The organism is Paenibacillus cremeus, from assembly GCF_007786445.1.
GTDB classification, from domain to species: Bacteria; Bacillota; Bacilli; order Paenibacillales; family NBRC-103111; genus Paenibacillus_G; species Paenibacillus_G cremeus.
Window position 1 is genome coordinate 16,670 of record NZ_VNJI01000013.1, and the last position, 17,980, is coordinate 34,649.

Sequence of the window (17,980 nt, forward strand, 5' to 3'; positions counted from 1 at the left end):
TTGCTTGTATCATAACCAAAAAGAAGCCCCCTTATTTGTACAAGGAAGCTTCCAAAGATTAAACAGCGATGATTGGTAAATGTTGGTATGCGATTGAAACTAACTGGCACTCTCTTCCGTTGGATGGTAGTGCGCCGCGCGCTCCGCTTCGTCAGCATCACGATGGTGATGCGCGATTCGGCTGGAGGCCGAAGCCGCAACGGCAGCTACCAGGTCATCCAGAAACGTATGCACATGACTGCCCGCCTTCGTATCGAGCTTCTTAATAATGCCAATCTTATGCTTATCCAGATGGCCGAATGTCGTCACACCGATGCTGCCGTACGTAAATACGGAGCCCAGCGCAAGCGTCTCATCGCAGCCGAACAAGCCTTCATCTGATTCGATTATCGATTGGATTGGTTCGGACAACAGGCCTTTCTCAGCAAGCACATCCAGCTCGATCCCGACAAGGATCGCATGCTGCATTTCTCGCTTCTTAAGCACCGCATGCACGGAGTCGATACAACGTTCCACGGTCAGGTTAGGATGATAAGGCAGCTGCATTTCGCGTACGATCAGGGCAATATCTTCGATTCCTACACCGCGTTCTCGGAGCTTCTCGTATACCGCGGCTTTCAGTTCGCTGCTGTGTACCTGACGCTTCATGGAAATCGCCCCCTTTGATTGGGAAATATCTTATTATACCATGGTATGACTCGATACGCATGAAAGTTTGTATGTTGGCACTAGATGCCCAGCGCCCATTTTAATCATTGGAATCAGGTGGGCGGACACGGTATAATGTTAAGCAAAGCAAGACGCTATCGGCTAACTTACAGGAGGGATAGTTATGTACTATGGTATAGCTGTATTCCCGTCTAAAGAAATTCAAGAGTTTGCAAACGACTACCGGCGCCGGTATGACCCACATTTCCAGTCGATAGAGCCTCATTTGACCGTTCGAGAAAAGGAAGAATGGAACGAGCAGCAGCTCGAAGAGGCGATCGCCGAGATCGAGCGCAATATCGAATCCGTAAAGCCGATAGAGCTTCATTTCAACCGCTTCTCCGCCTTTTATCCCGTTAGTAATGTTATCTATATGGCGCTGTCGAATCCACAGCCGCTCCTTAAGCTGCACGAAGCGATCTGCAGCGGCCCGCTCGTAGAGACAGGCAAGCCTTATGTGTATACGCCTCATTTGACGATTGCTCAAGAGTTGAACGACGATGAGCTGCATGATGTACTGGCCAGCTTGAAAAATACGAAGCTGAACTTTAAATGTACCATCGATACCATTGCGCTCCTCAGAAAGGAAGCGGATGGCCAGTGGGCTCGAATCAAGGAGTTTAAGCTGTAACCGTGCTTTCAATAAAAAGAGCAGGCCCATGTCATTGCGACGCGGTCCTGCTCTTTTTGTATATATGATTACTTCAATACACTTAACAATCGTTTCGATTCGCCGTTTGCACTTGTAAACACCTCGTATACCTTGATATAGGTATGTGGCTCAAAACTTTCTGTACCGGAATTAAACTTCAAGACATTGTCGCCGGTCACCAGACGGCTAGTGCCAATGAAAGAGCCTGTTGCGCTGCCGATGAGACGATCGGAGTTGTCATACAAATCGAACTGGAGATGCGAGAAGTTCGGGTCAACCTGCACTTGCTCCAAGCGTGAAAGCTCCATGGTCATCTTCGTTCTATAAGTATAGTTTAAAGTCGCTGGCAAATAACTGAAGCTCGTGGTCGCAGCGGTGACCTTCACATTAAACGGATAGACGCTGAATTGGTTAGCTGTTGCTGCATCATCAGCCTGACCTTGCTGCAGCTCCACTGCGTAAGAAGCAATGGTCGTTTTGTATGGCGCTGCCATTTTGGTATCCTGAATTTTGATCCCAAACCCCTTGCCTGTTTCCGAATCCGGCACCGTATATGAGTAGCTGACCGGGATGGCACTGTTCGGCAGAACGTATTGGGAAGTTACATTTTGGCGGCTTCCGCTGTATTCGTACCCGTCGGAGCTCACGAGATCCGTTTGGAAGGCCGGAACGGCAATCGGGCGGTCACTCTTATTCGTCAGCTTGAACTTCGCCGTAACCGTTTGGGAGCCCTCTTCTTTGTTTTTGGACATCGTGAATTCAACAACGGAAACCTGCATATCCGGATTAATGAGCTCGCTGCGGCTGTCAAACTTCATCGGTGTTCCAAGCGTGTACGCCTCGTATGTGCTAGGATCGGTTTTAGTCGGCAGCAGGATGTTCAGTCGTCCTACATTATATGCCCCGACCGCCGTAAGCGTTGTGCCAGCCTGTGCGAACTTCTCCGGCGTCAGCACGTTTAAGCTCGTGAGTACATCGTCCTGATCCGTCGTGAAGGCAAAATGAATGTATTGTTCTTCCTTCGCATCCAGTGCCAGCGTGCTTTGCTCCACTTTTTTCCCTGAGTACACTTTATTGTTCGACTTCCCGTCGATCAAGAAATCCGGTACCGTTTCCCGCTTCTCAGTCGGGTTGTAGGCGAGCAGCTGCAAAACGTAGACTGTTCCTTGCGCCGACGTTTCTTTATTGATCGCAATAGGTGTGTAAAGGATCGGCGACGTCAAGGACGGAATGCTGAAGGTCTCGGACCATTTCTTGACTGCTGAAGGGTCGGTAATAGCCGTGTCACTGCCCTTCCAAGGCTGAACGGTAATCGGTGCAGAGACGATCAGCGTCTCCTTCTTCGGATACACATAGTAATCCACATCGGTCCAGCTCACGTCGGTCAAAGTGACATCGTCCGTGCGGTCGATGACGGCCATATAGCTCAGCTCTGTATTCGCTTTGGGTTGGATCGCTTTTGGATTGGAGGCGCTAGGCTGCAGCGTGTACTCGATGCCCTCGTTGGTCTTTACGCGCAGCTCATACTCTGGAACCCGGGTCAACGTGCTGCCGTTATTTTTCATCCGGATGACGACGCCCAGACGCGTACCATCGACGATTCGTTCGTTGAGTACGGTCTTCACTTCCACGTCCAGCAAATCGGTCAGTTTATAAATTGCTGCAGTTTGGGCGGCTGCTGTCGGCTCATCTGCAGCTAATGCGGTGTACCCTCCCGTGCTCAGAAGTGCTGCAGAGATAACGATGGATGCTGCGGTTTTGGTAAGTTTGTTGTTCAAGTGATTCTCCTCCTGACCTAATTGGCAAGTTGAACTTTCTCTTTATCCTTCAGCTGGTTCTGACCGGAGACGATCAGCTGCTCGCCTTCCTTCACTCCGGAAATCACCTCTTGGAACGTCTCATTCAAGCGGCCGAGCTCGACTTTACGCTTCTCTGCGTGATCGCCGACAAAGACAAATACAAATGTATCTCCACCCTCACGGACGACGCTCAGAGTCGGCACAGTAACCACCTGCTGCTCGTTTTCATCCGTCAGCTGCACTTGCGCCTTCATCCCTGGCTTCAGCTTGCGGTCCGCGTTTGGAACCTCCAGCTCCAGAGAGAACGACTTCGACGAGCTCGTCATCACGTCAGCCAAGTAGCTGATTTTAGCCTTCATCTTATCCGTTGAGCCAGCTACGTAGAACGTTAGCTCGGACTTGCCGCGAACCAGCTTTGCCGCATCCTCCGTCAGCTCCGCCTTGATCTTGATCGGATCCAGCTGCTGCACCTGCGCCGCCTTGAACCCCGCCGGAAGCGTCATGCCCACTTCGATCGGCAGCTCCGTCAACACACCGCTCACGGTCGCTTTCACTTCCATGTTGCTCAAGGTGCGATCCGCCTCCTTGATCGATACTGCCGACGTTTGCAGCGCCTGATCCAGCTGGGCGAGTGAATTGGTCGACTCCAGCGTCTTCAGCTTGCTGCGCGAGCCATCCAAATCCAGCTTAAGATTGTTCAGCGTCGTTTCCAGCTGCTCCAGCTGGAACTTGGTGACTAGACCCTGGTCGTAGTCGTTGCGCATTTTAGAGTAGTTTTTCTCCGTATCCTTAATCGAGGCTTCCAGCTTGGCGATCCCGTTCTGCAGATCTTGCTTGGAGTTCACCAAATCCTCACGGGATTTCGTCATTTGCTGCTGGGTACCGCTCAGCGCGATTTGCGCTTTTTCCTTCTGAATCTGAACGTCCGTTGGATCTAAGCGAAAAATCACGTCGCCCTTCTCCACCATCTCGCCTCGTTTCTTCAGAATTTCCAGAACGTCGCCGCCTACCTTCGTCGTGACGTCAAGCTGAATGGAAGAAACGACATCGGCTACCTGCTCAAGCGGATCACCGATTTTTTTCTTCTCGATCTTGGCGGTCTTGACCACCTTGGTTTGCGCTTCTGCAGCGTTTGCCGTCGGCGGCGCCGGCGGCTTCGTGGAGCAGCCCGCCATCAAAGCGGTACTGATCACCACGGCCCCTACAACTTTGCTACTATGCTTAACGGTGTTTGTGAAAGCCTTATTCATTGGCCGATTCTCCTTTTCCCCATGTCAATCTCTATTTAACGTAAGCCGCTCTATTATTGCTCTGTGCCGATCGCCTTGACGTCCAGCATCACGTGGTCCTTCTTATTAAATCTGCGGCTAATCCGTCTCTTGAACCCTTCGATCATCTCATACATAATCGGCACAATCACGAGTGTCAGCAACGTCGATGTTGTCAAGCCGCCAATAACGACCACCGCAAGACCTTTGGAAATCAACGTCCCTTTAGACAATCCGAGCGCCAGCGGCATCAAGGCGATAATGGTGGCACCGGCGGTCATGATGATCGGCCGCAGCCGTGTCAACCCCGCTTCAATCAGCGCATCACGGACGGAGTGCCCCGCTTCACGCAGCTGCTGCACACGGTCAACCAATACAATCGCGTTGGTAACAACGACCCCGATCAGCATCAGGAAGCCGATCAGCGATGTAATGTTGATCGATTCGTGCGTTACGAGCAAGCCAAGCAAACCGCCGATCGCCGCAAGCGGCAGCGAGAACAGGATGGAGAATGGCGCGCTGGCATTCCCGAAAGCAAGCACCATAACCAAGAATACGATAAAAATCGATGCTATCATGGCAATAAACATTTGATTAAAGCTGCGTTGGATGTCGTCGGTTACCCCTTTGACCTCGGTACGAACCCCAGACGGAAGCTCGACGGTTTTCAGAGAATCCGTTAATGTTTTACTGATTCCGCCCTTGTCGGGGGAGTCGATCTTCGCTGTAACGCTGACATACTGCTCCTGCTTCTCGCGCGTGATCGCCACCGGAGCATCGATCTGCTGTACTTTAGCGATTTCGTTCAAATTCAGCTTCACACCGGTTGGCGTTGTAATCGTGAATTTACCGATTTTATCTACCGAGTTTTTAAAGCTTGGGTCGAGCATAATTTTCGTTTTAAACAGCGTGTTGTCAAATTTCAAATCGCCGATATTGTCTTCGGCCAGCCAGCTGTGCAGCGCATCCATGATCTGAGCGGACGAAAGTCCGTACAAACGGGCTTTGTTCTGATCGACCGCCACCTCGACCTCGGTTTTGGATTCGCTCAAGCTGTCCTTAATTTCAAGCAGCTTAGGGTTCTCCCGCATTTTCGCCTTGATCAGCTCAGCGCCCTCTTTCAAGCTGTTCAAGTCGTCCCCTTTGAGCATATAGGAGAAGTCATAATTACTCGCTGGAGGTCCTCCGCCAGACAACAGCATGCCTTCCACTTCCGAGCCCTTAGGCAATAAGTAAAGCAGCTTCTCTTTAAAATCCTTCACCACTTGCTTAGCGTTCGATGCTTGAGATGCAGAAGCAAAGAACATGGAACGATACGCAATCCGATCTGTAATCCCGTTCTGCTCGGTCCCGTTGTAGCCGATCAGCGATTCTACGTAGTCAAAGGTTGGCTGACCGACCGGGTCCTTCGACTCGCGCATGGTCGCTTCAAGCTCCTTGACCTTTTCGTTCATCGTTTCGATGGTCGTTTCACGAGGCATTTTGATCGTAAACTGCATCATTTTATCCGACTCGCTCTCCGGCATAAACGAGGTGGCTAAGAAAGGAACCGTTCCAGCGATCGTACCGAAAAAGAGCAGGATGGATAAAAACACCGTTTTCTTACGGTTATTCAACGACCACAGCAGCGCTTTCTTGTAGCTCATCGCCACTTTGCCGACTTCGTTCTCATCGTGCATTTTAATGTTCTTGCTGCGCAGCACCATTAGTTTGGCAAGCATCGGAATGACCGTCAGCGCTACAATGAGCGAGGACAGCAGCGCAACGACGAGCGTAATGGCGAAGGGACGGAATACTTCACCGAGCACCCCGCTGACGAACGTAATCGGTGTGAATACCCCCACCGTCGTTATCGTGGAGGAGGTGATCGCCGAGGCCACCTGCGCTGTAGCTAATCGGATAACCGATTCATCGCGATCATGCGCTTTGACCAATTGGCTGTAGATGTTCTCAATGACGACAATACTGTCATCCACAACCCGCCCGACGGCAATCGCCATCCCGCCCAGGGTCATGATGTTCAGTGTGATCCCTAGAGGGGCCATAACAAGCAGCGTAATCATAATGGATAAAGGAATTGAGACCAAAACAATAATCGTCATGCGAACATTTCTTAAAAAGAGCAGGATCATGACTGAGGCCAAAAGCGCTCCCAAGCCGCCTTCCTTGATCATCCCGTCGATGGAGCCTTTAATATCTTTCGCAGCGTTATAAACCGTATGGAACACAATGTTCGGGAACTCCGTCTTCCAGCCGGCCATCAGCTTATCCGCATCAGCACCGAACTCAACTGCGTTGGCATTCTTGGTTTTGTACAAATGCACGCCGATCGCCGGCAAGCCGTTAAGCCGTGACATGAACGTGGCTTCCGTAATCGCTTCGACCTTGGCCGCTTGCTTTAGGAGCAGCGTATCGCCTTTTGGCGTCGAAATCTTCATATTTTCCAAATTGTAGATCGTATTCAGATCGCTCTTGACACGAACCATCTGGGTGTTGCCGTTAAAATCCACCGAACCGGCCGGGCTGCTCGCTATCGCTGCTTTGATGCTCTGCGATAATTGCGCCGGGGTCAGGTTGTAAGCGTTAATGACGTTGGCGTCCATCTTCAGCGTCAGTACGGCTTCCTGGTTGCCGATGGAGTCGATATGGTCGACGCCCTTCATCGCTGTAAAGCCAGGGAGGATGACGTCTTTGTAAACTTTATCAAGCTCTTGCTGGCTCATTCCGTTCGTTCCATAAACCGATAAGTAATACACCGGCTGGGATGCAAAGCCAAGCGTCTGTACCTTCGGCTTCTCCGAGCTAAGCGGCAGCTTGACGTTGGCGATCAAGCTCTCGACGTCCTTCTTCACGTCATCCGGCTTCTTATCCTGCTCAAGCTCAAGCACGATCGTGGAGAAGTTATCGCTTGAGGTGGACGTTAAATTTTTCAGTCCTTCGAGACCCGCCACAGCTTTCTCGAGCGGCTTCGTCACATCCTCCAGCACGTCCTTCGGCGGAGCCAGGTATTGGGTATTCACCAAGACGACCGGAAACGAAATGTCCGGGAAACTCTCCACCTTAAGCGACGTTGCCGAATAGGCCCCGCCACCGAACAACAGCAGCACAATGATAATGACCGCCATGATGTTCTTCATGGAAAATTGGGTTAATTTATTCATCTCTCTACTCCTCCATTATGGTTAACAACCGAAATCACCGTAAAATATGGTAAATCGGGATGGCTGAATACTTAGACGAGGCTTTTATGCGAACCCCTTCACCTTCAGTCAAAAATTTAATCCGGCAATCCCCCCTGCCTTTAGTCCAGCAGCTTACGCCGTTTCTCCCATTCCTCCTCGATCCCTTCCAGACGCGACATATACAGCTTATACATCTCGCCCATTTCCAAATAACGCCGTTTGGCGGCATCATGAGAAGCCTTCTCCTCTTCGCTAACGGCCGGCAAGGCATGAAAAGCATCTAACGTCGCCTGCACTTGGCGCTGGATCGCCTGGATCTTGTTCAGACCCGACCGCATCGCCGTTAAGCTGAAGTCGTCCGATATGTAGTAATAATCTTTTCGGTCATTGCTGGTGGGAAGCTTCTGACACATGGCGAATTTCTCCAAGGTACGGACCTGCACGCTGATCGCAGCCTTCGTTACTCCGAGCTCATCGGCCATCTCCTGCAAGCTCCGAGGCCCAGGCGCAAACAGCAGCAGCGCAAAAATTCTCCCGACCAGCGGACTAAAGCCATCCGTGTCAAAGGTCAATGACATGTGGTTGCTGACATTTTGCTTCAAATCTGAGAACGTAGGCTGTCTCTCTTTCATGACTGTCTCCTTGGATTCCGCGTTATTATCGTTAAGAAAGTTGTTAACGATAATAACATAATCGAACTGCTAAATTGTGTCAATATGCCCCAGTGAAATTTAACCATTCCTTAACTACCGGGAAAACAGCAATAAAAAAAACGCCCTGCACTGTCATACGCGATCAGTGCAGGAGCGGTTTCACAGAAGTTAGTCCGTTTGTGTAAACCACGCGATTTGTCTGGAGGCCAGCAGCTTCTTTTGCCCTTGGAAGGCATCGTACACATTCAGCTTATACGTTTTGAGGAATTGCAGGGCATAAATCAGATTCCGATCGTTCACGACAACCTTGAATTCCTCGTGCTTGCCCAGCTTCAGCGCGCCCGCGTCATTAGTAACACTTCCCCCTGACGAGCCGCCTCCGTCCGCCGAGCCTTCCAGCGCTTTGAGATCAAATTCCTTGGACAGCGATACCTTGCCGTTCTCGTCCTCCAGGTTAATGATCAGCTTGCGCCCCTCCATATTGGACTCCAGCAGCAAATTTTTACTCAGCTCATAGTCAAAGGTCAGCGTCACGCCCTCCGAGTTCAGCTGCGTATAGATCTTGCTCATCGAGAATTTGTACGGCTCGAGATCCAGCTCCTTAAATTGTTCCGCCACGTTAGTCTGCTCTTCCGGCAGCCAAAGCACGGCGGCATTCACATACGCATCAGGCTTCTTATCCACCTCCGTCAGCTTATCTTCGGTCACTGCTTCACCAATCATAAGTGTCATGCCGGTTGTGCTGAGGCCCTTGGGAATGCTGCTGGTCAATAACAGAAGCGCAGCGCCGCCCGGGCTGATCTTCTTCTTGATTTCGGAGACGTTGGCCGGGTAGACGGTGCCGTCGATCGTTTTGAAGTGGGCCACCAGCTTCGTCACATCCGTGAAGCGCTTTTCCAGGTTCGACGCCTCCAGCTGAACTGCAAACGTGTCTCCTGTCTCCCCCTTGTAGGTGGCGACTGTACTTACCTTGTAGCTGGCCCTGCGTCCGACGCTCTTAATTTTGTACGCTTCGCCGATGTTGTGATACGGCACCTGCAGCAGCTCGGACTGATGGACGAATTCGAGCAGATCGCTCGGTTGTCCTGAACTAGAGACGCCAGAGCTTCCCGAAGTCCCAGAGGCCGCCGCATCGCCGCCAGCCGTTTTCTCCTGCAGCACCAGCTTGATTTTGGCGAACTCATAAGTATATGGAATTTTGCCGACGAATTGGAATTGTGCCGCCCCATTCGGTGCCAGACCGATCACTTTGTCCGTGCGGACCAGCTTCGTCTCCACCTTCACGGCATCATCGAGCATAAAATAACCCGTCAAATCCGGGATCGGCAATGACTCCGTCCCGGTATTGGACAGCGTCAGACTGGCCGTCACGATATCCTGATCCTCCCACGGCAAGCGCTGAATGTTGTTGAGCGTCGCGGTATACGTTCCTGCATTAGTCGTAAACGGGTATGGCTTTCCCGAATCAACGGTGTCGGCTTGGGACACGGCCGGCATCGCAAAAAACGCGATCGGCAGGTTCAGCTTCAGATCCGCCGCATTTTGAATGATCACAAGCTGCCAGCCCTCGGTGGACACCGACACGGGCACGGAGCCTGTAAGCTCCACGTCTTTGCTCATTTGCGGATTGATCGTTAAATCCTTGCCCCCCCTCAGATCCAAAGGATACATATACCCTTCCGTGGTACGCAGCAAATATTGATAGCCCGGCAGCTGTGCGCTTCGAGTCCCTGCATTGTCTAAGGTCAGCACGACGGTCGGCGTATAGTTCTTCTCATTTTTGCTGAGCAGCACTTTCTTGATCGAAGTCTTTACCGGACTGCTCGCCATTTGGATCGTTTGCGCTTCGCCGGCGGAAGTAACGATGCTGTAGTCGCTTGGCACGGCAATTTCACCGATGGTGCGTTCAAAGCTGGATTGATTGAAATCCCACTTAATGAATTGGAATATCAAGTCTTTCAGCTCCGTCGACTCGTTCACTTCGGCATAAAAGCTAATATCCAGGCTGGACTTTGGCGTTACGCGGTTCTTATCTTTATCCTGCGGAAGCACGTGTACGGAAATTTGATTCCCCGTAGTCGTCTTCAACCGGACCCAATAATCGATAAAAAGCAAATCACTGCTGCCTTCATTGTTGACCGTCAGCGTGAACGTCACCGTCTGCTTCCCCTGCTCGGGCAGCAGCATGACATTTTTCAGTACGATGCTGCCCGTGTTGCCGATCGGAATTTGTCCAAGCGCAGGCGCACTGCCGGTGGAGAAAACGGTGCTGCTGCCAGAAGGAGGTACGGTTGTGCCGCCCCCATCGTCTGCCCTTGCCGGGCACGCGGAAGTAAAGGTTAAAGCGGCTGCAAGCAGCAGGATGCTTGAACGTTGTTTTAGTTTCATCGGACTCATCTGGCTGTTACCTCCCTGGTGCGATTGTTATTATCTCGGCAGCGGCTTGATCGGACCGTTCGGATTTTCTTTGATCTGCTGCAGCATGGCGTCGCCTTCCGTCTGCCACTGCTTTAATGCGGCTCTCACCTGCAGCTTGCCGTCGACGACATCCTTGAACAATTTGCTGCCGATGCTGTTCACTTGATATAAGCCCGGCTTATCGCGATATAGCTTGGAATCCAGCTGCGGTGCCGGCAGGAGCGTGGTGAATGCTTTAATATTCATCTGCACGCCGTCTCTCGGCTTAATGTACTTTTGGCGCGACACGATCTGGTAGGAGCTGCCGGCTTTCAGACGAGCCCATTCTTCACCGTTAATAAACTTGATGTATTTCCAGGCGTCACTGGCATTTTGCGCTTTCGCGTTGATCGCCATGATGCCGTCCATGCTTATATAACCGCCTACATCTGGCGCTTCTTGATGAACCGGGAGCGTCACGACATCCCAATCGAATGGCGTAAAGCCTTTAATATTTTGGGCGTTTTTCATCGCATTGGTGATTTGATTAATTTGGCCGTAATTGATGACCGCCGTCGCGACGCGATTGGATAGGAAATCGTCATACTGGAACGGGTTATAGTTATCCGAGCTTGCGTTTATCATCCGGGCCTTCATCTGGGCGGGATCCTGCTGCTCCGGCACGAGCTTTTCTGTTTTGAGCTGCAGCAGCGCTTTCCACACCTTCTCCCACTGATCGGAGTCGACGGTCATTTTTTCGCCTTTTTCATCAAACATTCTCAGCTGCAGCGGAGCAGTATAAATTTGGGACGTGTTATAAATGTCGCCGCCCATATTTTGCGTGGAGAACGAAAAGCCGTATTTGCGGTCGGCACCGTCACCCTTCGCCATCCGGCGGGCCAGGTCGAACATTTCCTCCCAGGTCATCTTATCCTTCGGATACGGCACACCGGCCTCGTCGAACATCTTCTTATTATAGATGACCGCAGACGAGTTGAATGTCGGCGCCAAAGCGTACAGCTTGCCTTCCCCCATCTTCTTGATGCCGTCAATGACCGCTGGGACGAAATCCGACGTATCGAATTTGTCTTTGGTAATCATCGGGTCCAGCTGCGACAACATGTTGTTGGAGATCAAGTCAGGCAATTGTTCGTAACTAACCATGACCACATCCGGCGGATTATCGCCCTGCATGACCTCCTTCAGCGTATCGTACGGATCCTTGGGCCGCTCCCCCGGATTCGGGCGTCCGCCGTACATGTAGCGCTCGTCATTCGTCGGAATCAGCTCGATCTTAATGTTCGGATTGGCAAACTCAAACAGCTCCGTGAACCGCTGCCGAAAATAATCGTCCTGCGCGCTGTAGCCCATGCTGGTGGCAATGCGGATGACCCGCTCGGTTTTACTGTCCGCCGGATTCACTTTGGTACAAGCGGCCAGCACCGTACCCATCAGACCAACGCTTAATGTGGCTAGAACCGTTCGTTGCACATGCTTGTTGTTCATAGGGTTCCCTCCGAAAAATCGTATTTTATATATGTGTACGAAACTTCAATTAGATCGACTTCGGCGGACGGATAATGATTTTCTCGCCATCAAATTCCATGGAAGCCTTCCCCTCGATGCCCAGCGCCTGCAGGTAGGCCTTAGGAATTTGCAGCCGGCCTGCGCGGTCCAACACGACATATTCCTCATGCACGTCATGAATGGAGCCCCGCCCTGCAGCCGTCTCCTGCTCTGCCCGATCCAGGTTCGGATTCCGCTTGATGAATTCGGTGCTCGTCATCCCGTCGCGAATCGCTACTACACGGTCCACTTTGCTGGCCAGCGTCATATCGTGGGTGACAATGACAATCGTGACGCCAAGCTCCCGGTTAAGCCGCCGGAAAATATCCATGATCATATCCGACGTTCGCGTATCGACGGAGCCGGTCGGCTCGTCAGCGAGCAGCATGGACGGACGATTCGCCAGCGCAATGGCAATAGCGACCCGCTGCTGTTCACCGCCGGATAGCTGCTGCAGCTTGTTATGAAACCGCTCCTTGAGCCCCACCCATTCGAGCAGCTGCTTGGCATACGCCCGATCATACTTGCCGCTGAGCATCATCGGCATTTCCACGTTCTCCAGCGCCGTCAAATAGGGCACGAGGTTGCGCGCGTTATTTTGCCAGATAAAGCCGACGGTTTCGCGTTTGTAGCGGACCAGCTCGTCATCGGTAATTTTCAGCAAATTCCAGTCGCCCACCTGCACCTGTCCGGCCGAAGGGCGGTCAAGCCCACCAAGAATGTTCAGAAGCGTCGATTTACCGCTGCCGCTGTTGCCAATAATCGCCATCATCTCGCCTTCAGAGACGGAGATGTTCAGCCCTTGCAGCGCCACGACCTCGATCTCGTCGGTTTTGTAAATTTTGACGAGTCCCTCGCATATAATCACAGGCTTATTTCTCCTCTCCCAGCTTCACGGCCTGATGGACGCGAAGGCGACGAATGTGCAGAAACAGGAGCGCTGCTCCGGTTAACATCATGACGGCCACGACGCCAAGCAGCTGATCGTTATCCCGAGCGTCAAATACGACACGAAACGGCGGCACCTGCGTCTTCACGTTCTCTGCAGTTTGCAGAAACGGCAGAAACAGATAGCTCGTCAATTTGCCGATGCCAAAACCGAGCGCAATCGCCAGTCCTGCAGTGAATACCTGCTCGAGCAGCAGCATGCCGGTCAGCTGTTTTCTGGACAAACCCATCGCCCTCAGCACGCCGAATTGCACCACCCGATTCGATAAATTAAAGAACCAGTACAAAATATACCCGATCAGCGATACCAGCACGGAAACGAGGAAGCCCAGGCTGAGAATGCCGAACACACCGCCCCTGGCCGGATGCTTTTTCTGCGTAATCAGCTCATTGCGAACGTCCTTGACGCTGGCGATATCGATTTTTTTCGCTTTGAGCCCCTCGAGGATCGGCGTGACTTTAGCGTTATCCTTCATTTTGATCCAGACATCGTACGGCGTGACCGGCGCTTGATCGTAAATATAGTCCAGATTGGCGATAAAAAACGGCGTCTGCTCGGGATATTGGCTAGGCCAGTACGGAACCGTCGCGACGACAATAAACTCCACCGGCTGCTGAGCCACCGTAATGCTCATTAAATCGCCCGGCTTTAGATGATTTTTCTCGGCAAAAGACGTAGGGATGATGACCGCCTGCTCATATTGTCCGAGCAAATTCAAGTAAATGTTGGGATGTACCTTGAACAAATCCTTGCGGAACCACGCCACTTGGGCAAAATCAACATTATCGATGCCCATCAGCATCCCTTGACCGAGCGACTTGCCGGAGACGATGATATTGCTCTTGGTCTGCAGCACCCGTGCGGCATGCTCGACGCCTTCCAGCTCGCGGAACACGGCAAACGGCGGCTCGATGTAGCGCATTTTCGGAGGAGGCTCCACGCCACTGCCTGCACCAGGCTGGCCCGCACCGCCCTGGCCTTGACCTTGTCCTTGGCCCGTACCGCTACCGCTGCCGCTGCCTTGACCAGATCCGCCTTGCCCCGCGCCGCCTTGCTTATCGTTCTGATCGGGAGCCTGCGGCAGCTCATCAGACACCGCTTCCCAATCCGCCTTCAGCACGACATCCGTGCCATAGGCATACAGTATGCGGTCGGTCGAGTTCAAATCGATGGTCCGCGCCGCCGACGCATTGTATACGCCCAGACCGAGTGTCAAAATCAGCAGCAGCATGAGGGGATAATAAGCCGTGGACGAACGGGACAGCTGCGTCAGCGTCAAGTACACCGGAACCGGCAAAATTCGCTGGCCGAGCCAATTGCCCATCTTCAAGAGCCACGGGAAGAGCCGCAGAATAAACAGCCCCAGCCCGATAATCGACAGCGCCGGAATAAAGAACAACAGTGGATGCACCTGCAGCTGATCGGTCGTCAGCCCAGTCTGGCCGAACAAATCCTGCCGCTGACCAAACAAGTAATAGCCATAGCCGACAAGTGCGAGCAGCAGCACATCCAGAAACCACTTTTGCCAAAATGGTTTGTGGTCCGAACGCGCCAGCTTCTGCTTGTAGCTGACAATCGACGCTTTGGCATACACGATGGCGGGAATGACACTGGCAAGCAGCGCGATGACAACCGCCGCAACACCGTACATTAGCGCTTCCGTGGATACGCCGACCGGGACCGCTTGACGGTCAACGAAGGTTAGAAAGCCGCTCGAGGAGCCGATGCTCTTCGCCATAAACCAGCCGAGCATCGGTCCCAGCAGCATCGCTGTTACGCCCAGGATTAAGCCTTCAAGCAGGTAGATCCAAATGATTTGCCGCGTGCTGCCGCCCCGGCTGCGAATCACGGCGATGACGTTGCGCTGACGATCCAACGACTGTCGGGCGTTCATCACGATGTAGTAGAACACCATCGCAATCATCGGCGCCGCCAACGTAAACAGCAAAATTTGAAGCTGCACGCTTTGCACCTTGAATTCCTGCAGCATCGGCACGAACGAGATGTCTACACGCGTATTTTTCAGCTTTTGGTACAGTGTAATGTCCAGCCGCTCCAACTTGCGCTCCAATGGCGAGAGCTGGCTGGTTTGAATTTCTCTCAGATCGAACGCATAAAACCAGTTCGCCAAGTTGAGCGGAATCTTCTTGTTTTTCAATAGATAGTCGGAAAAGCCCGCTTCGCTCATGAAAAAGGAGGTCGCAAGTCCCTCCATACCTTGAAACCAGTACGGATTCGCGTCATTCTTCGGCTTGAATGCTCCGGTCACCTTCACCTTCAGCGGCGCGATGCCGAGCCCGCCCGTGATCGGATAGCTATACACGTCCCCGACATGGATGTCGTTCCGATACATCGCTTCCTCATAGATAACGACCTCGACGACGCCATTTTGCGGCTGCTCCGCATACCAGCTGCCCTGGGTCAGCTCGACCTGCTCCTTCAGCCCGTTCTGAGCCATTAAGGTAAGCTGCCTGCGCTTGCTGGGATCCACCTTGGTCGGATCGTCAGGCACCAGCTGCGAACCGCGGATCGAATAGCTGCGAACATAAGCCTGCGTCGGAAAAGCAATCTCTTGAGGCAGCTGCTCCTTGATATATTGATCGACATCGCTAAGCGCATCCAGATCGGCACGGTCGCTGCCGGACGCCTGATAGCGGATCAGCACGGAGCCGGCCGGCAAGCCTTCGCTTTTTTCCTCCAGCGATTTGGATACGACCCGCTTCAGTGAGCCGTCCGAGTACATGGGAATGCTGGTCGTAAAGGCGACCGCCATGATCAGCCCGGCCAGCGTACTGAGCGTCAGCCAGCGGGTATTCCACATTTTTCGGAACAAAAATCGGAGCATCGGCATCAGCGTCCCACTACTTTCTGTCCCGGCGTGAGGCCTTTCACAATCTCCACATCAGTAGATGTCTGCTGGCCGATTTCCACATCCACTTCCCGTTTATTGCCTTGATCGTCTACAATCTGCACGTAGTTGCGTCCAGCATAGGAGCGCAGCGCCGCCAGCGGAATCGTGATCGCCTTCTCCTTGCGCTGTGTAATGATGGATACGCTAAGCGGCGTTCCCCTGTTCAACCCTGGCGGAAACGGATCCAACTGAACGATCAAGTAATTGTCGATCGAATCCGGCTGCTTTTGCTGTCCCCCTGCCGCACCGCTGCCGTTTGCCCCTCCGTTCGTGTTCGTCGTTCTAGGATTCGGAAGCTGAAGTACCTTGCCTTTATGCTGGCCGGCGGCATTAATATCGATCACGGCGTCCATCCCGACGGCCACTTTCTTCAAATCGTCCGCACTCAGCGTCGCCGCCACCGTCAATTGAGCCAGATCGGCTATCGTTGCTACGGCATCGTAGGCTTTGGCAGTATCGCCTTTTTGCAGATACACGGAAACGATCGTGCCAGTGAACGGCGCCGTCAGCTTCGCCCCGGCAATCGTGCTCTCCAGCTTGTTCAGCTCCTCGCGCTTCAGCTCAAAATCGATCTTCGCCTGCTCCAGCTGATCCGCGCTCATCTCATCCGCTTTTCGCAGCTTATCGATCATATCGAGCTCATCTTTGCGGGTTTGCAGCCTTTTTTGCTTCACCTGGCTCTCCAGCTCCGTCACATCCAGCTCAGCGATGAGCTGGCCCTTCTCCACTTTGTCGCCGCTTTTGACAGCCACGTTCTTGATTCTACGGTTAGCCTCATCGGTAAAATATAAGTCCTCTTCCACAGTTGCCATCAGCTTGCCTGAGCCCCGAACCTTCGTTTCCAGCGTATCCGTCTTGACGACGTATTCCGGCTTCTTGGACAGCTTTGGCGGCGTAATCGCCGGCAGCGTCTCCTCGACCTCCTCCTTGGGCAGCAAGGAGCAGCCTGAAGAAACCAGCAGGGATGCCGCGATGCAGACGAGCAGCAGTGGTTTCGTTACTGCCTTAACTGTTAATAAATTTTCCGTCCACCATTTCGTAAACACGGTCGGCAACCTCCATTATCGTCGGGTCATGCGTCGTCATGCAGATGGTCATGCGCTCGGTTTGGATGATTTCACGGAATACCCCCATGACCTGGGCGCCCATCTGGGAATCAAGCTCCGCGGTCGGCTCATCCGCCAGCAGCAGACTCGGCTTGTGAGCAATCGCTTTGGCTATCGCTACCCGCTGCTGCTCTCCCCCGGACAGCTCAAACGGCCGATGGTGCATCCGTTTGCTTAAGCCCACCAGCTCCAAGCAATGCGTCACCCGTGCCTTCCACCCGGGTCGCGGCACGTCCGCCATCCGCAGCGACAGCTCCACATTCTCCCAGGCGGAGAGCAGCGGCATTAACGCAAACGATTGAAAAATAAAGCCTAGCTCCTTGCGCCGGATTACGGTCCGCTGGTCGTCACTGCAAAGATGAAACGGATGGCCTTGAAAATGAATCGTCCCCCGATTCGGCTGATCCAGCCCGCCAATCAGGTTCAGCAGCGTCGTCTTACCCGAGCCGGAGCGCCCCTTCAGCATGACCAGCTGCAGCGGGTACAGCTCCAGCTCAATGCCCCGCAGCACGTGCAGCTGCTGTCCCCCAACGGGAAACGAGCGCTCCACCCCGCTGACCGTCAGCAGTGGCTGGCTCGTATCGATCGGCGGCAGCAAGCTGGGGTTGCTCTCTTCGCGTTGTGCCTGTAAGTCGGCTGTCGGTCTTTGTCTACGCAGCCATGTTCTCATCTGGATTCTCTGTTCCTCCCTTGTTCCTTTCCTATCAATCTAGCAAATTGGATATTTCATCCATTCTTCATAAGTATAGACGTCGGCCGTGAAAAAAAGGTTACGAAAAGACTACAGTT

At 52.9% G+C, this 17,980-nt stretch carries 12 protein-coding genes; 1 reads left to right on the top strand and 11 read right to left on the bottom strand.

All coding sequences use genetic code 11. From position 1 onward, the window contains the following. Positions 1-99: 99 nt before the first annotated feature. Positions 100-648: a phosphatidylglycerophosphatase A family protein gene (locus FPZ49_RS12365; protein ID WP_144847062.1), complete on the bottom strand. Its 549-nt coding sequence runs from the start codon at positions 646-648 to the stop codon at positions 100-102. Positions 649-832: 184 nt separating this feature from the next. Between FPZ49_RS12365 and FPZ49_RS12370 the strand changes: the two genes are divergently transcribed. After that, positions 833-1,339: a 2'-5' RNA ligase family protein gene (locus tag FPZ49_RS12370; RefSeq protein ID WP_144847064.1), complete on the top strand. Its 507-nt coding sequence runs from the start codon at positions 833-835 to the stop codon at positions 1,337-1,339. Between the two features lie 68 nt (positions 1,340-1,407). Here the strand turns inward: FPZ49_RS12370 and FPZ49_RS12375 are convergent, their stop codons facing one another. From FPZ49_RS12375 to FPZ49_RS12420, 10 genes are all read right to left on the bottom strand, one after another. After that, positions 1,408-3,138, bottom strand: coding sequence for a hypothetical protein (locus FPZ49_RS12375; RefSeq protein ID WP_144847066.1), 1,731 nt, complete (start codon positions 3,136-3,138; stop codon positions 1,408-1,410). A 17-nt stretch (positions 3,139-3,155) separates the two neighbouring features. Next, entirely contained in the window at positions 3,156-4,409 is a 1,254-nt protein-coding gene (locus FPZ49_RS12380) for an efflux RND transporter periplasmic adaptor subunit (RefSeq protein ID WP_144847068.1), read from the bottom strand. Positions 4,410-4,462: 53 nt separating this feature from the next. Beyond that, positions 4,463-7,588, bottom strand: a complete 3,126-nt coding sequence (locus FPZ49_RS12385) for an efflux RND transporter permease subunit (protein WP_144847069.1) — start codon at positions 7,586-7,588, stop codon at positions 4,463-4,465. A 140-nt stretch (positions 7,589-7,728) separates the two neighbouring features. Continuing rightward, positions 7,729-8,241: a GbsR/MarR family transcriptional regulator gene (locus FPZ49_RS12390; protein ID WP_144847071.1), complete on the bottom strand. Its 513-nt coding sequence runs from the start codon at positions 8,239-8,241 to the stop codon at positions 7,729-7,731. Between the two features lie 189 nt (positions 8,242-8,430). Beyond that, positions 8,431-10,659, bottom strand: a complete 2,229-nt coding sequence (locus tag FPZ49_RS12395) for a hypothetical protein (protein WP_261381372.1) — start codon at positions 10,657-10,659, stop codon at positions 8,431-8,433. 30 nt (positions 10,660-10,689) lie between these two features. Then, complete coding sequence (locus tag FPZ49_RS12400) at positions 10,690-12,165, bottom strand: ABC transporter substrate-binding protein (RefSeq protein WP_144847073.1); 1,476 nt, start codon at positions 12,163-12,165, stop codon at positions 10,690-10,692. Positions 12,166-12,214: 49 nt separating this feature from the next. Continuing rightward, positions 12,215-13,093: an ABC transporter ATP-binding protein gene (locus tag FPZ49_RS12405; RefSeq protein ID WP_144847075.1), complete on the bottom strand. Its 879-nt coding sequence runs from the start codon at positions 13,091-13,093 to the stop codon at positions 12,215-12,217. Between the two features lie 4 nt (positions 13,094-13,097). Next, a complete protein-coding gene (locus FPZ49_RS12410; protein ID WP_144847077.1) occupies positions 13,098-16,025 on the bottom strand; it encodes an ABC transporter permease in 2,928 nt (975 codons plus the stop codon). After that, positions 16,025-17,131: an efflux RND transporter periplasmic adaptor subunit gene (locus tag FPZ49_RS12415; protein ID WP_261381373.1), complete on the bottom strand. Its 1,107-nt coding sequence runs from the start codon at positions 17,129-17,131 to the stop codon at positions 16,025-16,027. Before FPZ49_RS12415 ends, FPZ49_RS12410 begins: the two co-directional genes overlap by 1 nt. Further along, positions 17,091-17,861 carry an ABC transporter ATP-binding protein gene (locus tag FPZ49_RS12420; protein ID WP_144847079.1) on the bottom strand — a complete coding sequence of 257 codons (771 nt, stop codon included), beginning with the start codon at positions 17,859-17,861 and terminating at the stop codon, positions 17,091-17,093. The genes FPZ49_RS12415 and FPZ49_RS12420 overlap by 41 nt, the downstream gene beginning before the upstream one ends. Between the last annotated feature and the right edge of the window lie 119 nt (positions 17,862-17,980).